We start from the raw sequence: 2,672 nt of genomic DNA on the forward strand, positions 1-2,672 counted from the left end.
CACCAGCTTTCTCAGGTGGGCTTGCGTGGCTCCATCCAACTTTCGGGCATCAGTTTTTGTCTTCATGCCCACATAACGCACTACGCACTATTTGGTGCACACGTCAGTAAGTACGTGGCGGGCGCGGTAGCCGGCGAAATCCCGCTCGAGCTGCGCCTGGCTGAGGCCGAACCGGTCCAGCGTGTAGGCGTGCGACGCGCGCTGGTTGCGCGGGTTGTCCTCCATCCACGCCCACATGGCGGCACGCGCCTCCTCGGTCAGCGGCATGCCGGCAAAGCGATAGACCGCCCGCACCACGCCGAACGGGTCCTGCACGGTGTCCTCGAAGCGGATGTCAAGGAAGAGGTCCGCCGGCATGCCCTCGCGCACGGCCATCGCGTGCGCCATCGCGCGCTGCATCTGGGCGCTCCATTGACGGCCTACGGTGACGGGATCGGGCGCGTCGGCATACAGCTTCCACAAGGTATGTGCCATGCTGGCCATCGACGGAATGGTCTGCGCGGGATCACGGTGGGTCAGCACCACCTGCGCACCCGGGAAAACCTTGAACAGTATCTCCAGCGTGTGCAGGTGCTGCGGTGTTTTCAGTACCCAGCGTTGCGCTGCTGGTTCGCCGCGCTGGCGCTTCTGCCACTGCAGGAACTGCAGCATGGTTTTCAGGTAGGTGTAGACCGGAGTCTGGTCCTGCTGCGCGAGCCACGCGGTATACGCCGGCACGTTGGCGTACGAGTCCATGGCGCACATGAACGAGTGCTCCATCAGCATGAACTCCTCGTCGGCCTGCACGGCGTCGAGCGGGTGGATGGAAAGGATGTCCGGGATGAAGTGGATCATCTGCGCGACCTCGTCCCGGGCCAGTCCGATGCGCCGGCTGGCGTCGCACACGTCTTCTTCTGGCAGCGGCGCCGGGTAGCGGGTTTCCCACCAAGCTGCCGAATGGAAGCGCGGGTCGCTGGCCAGCATGCGCTGCAGCAGCGTGGTGCCGGTGCGCGGCAGGCCGACGATCACCAGCGGGTCATCGATGCGTTCTTCCAGGATCTCGGGATGGCGCCGGCAGTAGTCCTGGATCACGAGCCGGTTGACCAGCTGAGCCAGCAGCTTGCCGTGCAGTAGCTGCGCGCCCTGCGCCGACAGGTCTGCCTCGCGCCTCAGCGAATCGAACAGCACGCCCAGCGCCTCGCGGTAATTTCCCGGACCGAAGTCCGTCAGTCCGCCGGACTGCTCGCTGGCCAGCGCCAGCAGGCCCTCCACGTCGAACACGGCCTGGTTGTCCACTGCGGTATTCATGCTGCCCCCTTCAGAGATTCGACCTTGACTACGCGCGTGCGCGGATGCACCGGCTGTGCAGCGCCGACCCAGCGCCAGCACATGGTGCCGTTCTGGTGCCCGGCGGTTTCGAGCCAGTTCGGCAGGCCCGGATCGCGCGCGCTGAGGATGACGGTGACGCCACCTTTTGCATCGAGCCGCGCTCGGTGCTTGTTCAGGCAGATGTCGTGGTAGCGGTAGTCGAGCGATTCCATCCAGTAGTTATTGATCTGGAAGTTCCAGAATTCGCACTGGGGCACGCGGTCCACCTCGACCACCAGCGCCTCGTCGTCGGCGAGCGCCCAGCACGAGTGGTAGTAGAAGATGTTGGGATCGCCACCGGCCGCCTGGCACACGGCCTGGTCCGCCGGCGGCAGCGCGTTGACGTGGCCGCCATAGCCCTTGGCCCAGTCGGCGAAGATGCGGGCCGTGCTCTCGACGAAGCCCGCGGCGCGCATCAGCCCGCCCTGCAGGCGCTCGGCGTCGAGCACCGGCGGAACGGCCTTGGCGTCGCCATCGATGCGCTCGATGGTCAGTTCCGCCGGCGTCTCCGCCTTGCGGCCAAGGAAGGTCTGCCGCACCACCAGTGCATTGGTGGCGGGCTCCATGCGCACCCAGTTGGCGTCGTGCGGCCGCGCGCTTAGGATGAGTTCGAAGCTGCCATCTGCCGCCACGGCGAGCTGATTGCTGTCGATGAAACCGGTCTGGATCATGCGGCCATCGGTCTCGTAGCCGCCCTTCTGCGTGCCGAAGCTCAGGTACGCCACGGTGCCGCGCCGGCCGCGGATCCGGTATGTAGCGTTGCCGTCCAGGCGTGCATAACGGTAGAGGTTATCCGGATTGTCCGCGCCGATCTTGGCGGTTTCGTGCGATGGCGAGAAGAAGCCGGGAAACGCCGGATCGGCGAATTCCACGTGCATTTCCAGCGCGATGCGCAGCAAGCGGCTCAGGTAGCGGAAGCCCTCGGCACGCGTAAGTGAGTCCGATGGCGCCTCCGGGCGCAGGATCTGCTGCCCGCTGCGCTTGAGTACGTCGCAAAACTCGGCCCAGGTCTGGCCGCTCAGCAATTGTTCTTCGGCGGAAGTCGCCATGTGCCTGCTCCCGTGGGTTGGATTTTTTTGGGGGGGGGCGGGCTGCTGCCCGTCCCGCACTGGAGCAAACGATATCTAGTGGGGGGTGGGGTGATCCTCGTCCAGGTGGACTAGGAAAATGGTTGGTGGCGGATTGGTGGGGTGTCGTTCTTGGCATGCGCCGCGGTTTCGCCGGCGTAGCCGGCGACCTACTCTTTTGTCCGAGCGACAAAAGAGTAGGCAGAAAAGCGCGTCGTTGCCGCTGGCCATCAATTCCACGGCGGCAGTCGTTCAAAC

Annotated in this window: 2 protein-coding genes; both read right to left on the reverse strand. The window is 65.2% G+C overall.

Features of this window, described 5'->3' with window-relative positions; translation table 11 throughout:
- Window positions 1-87: 87 nt before the first annotated feature.
- Window positions 88-1,287: a sulfotransferase family protein gene (locus KHO41_RS40810; protein ID WP_211958863.1), complete on the reverse strand. Its 1,200-nt coding sequence runs from the start codon at window positions 1,285-1,287 to the stop codon at window positions 88-90.
- A complete protein-coding gene (locus tag KHO41_RS40815; protein ID WP_211958864.1) occupies window positions 1,284-2,396 on the reverse strand; it encodes a DUF1214 domain-containing protein in 1,113 nt (370 codons plus the stop codon). The genes KHO41_RS40810 and KHO41_RS40815 overlap by 4 nt, the downstream gene beginning before the upstream one ends.
- Window positions 2,397-2,672: the final 276 nt, after the last annotated feature.

It is taken from the genome of Cupriavidus numazuensis, assembly GCF_905397435.1.
GTDB lineage: Bacteria > Pseudomonadota > Gammaproteobacteria > Burkholderiales > Burkholderiaceae > Cupriavidus > Cupriavidus numazuensis.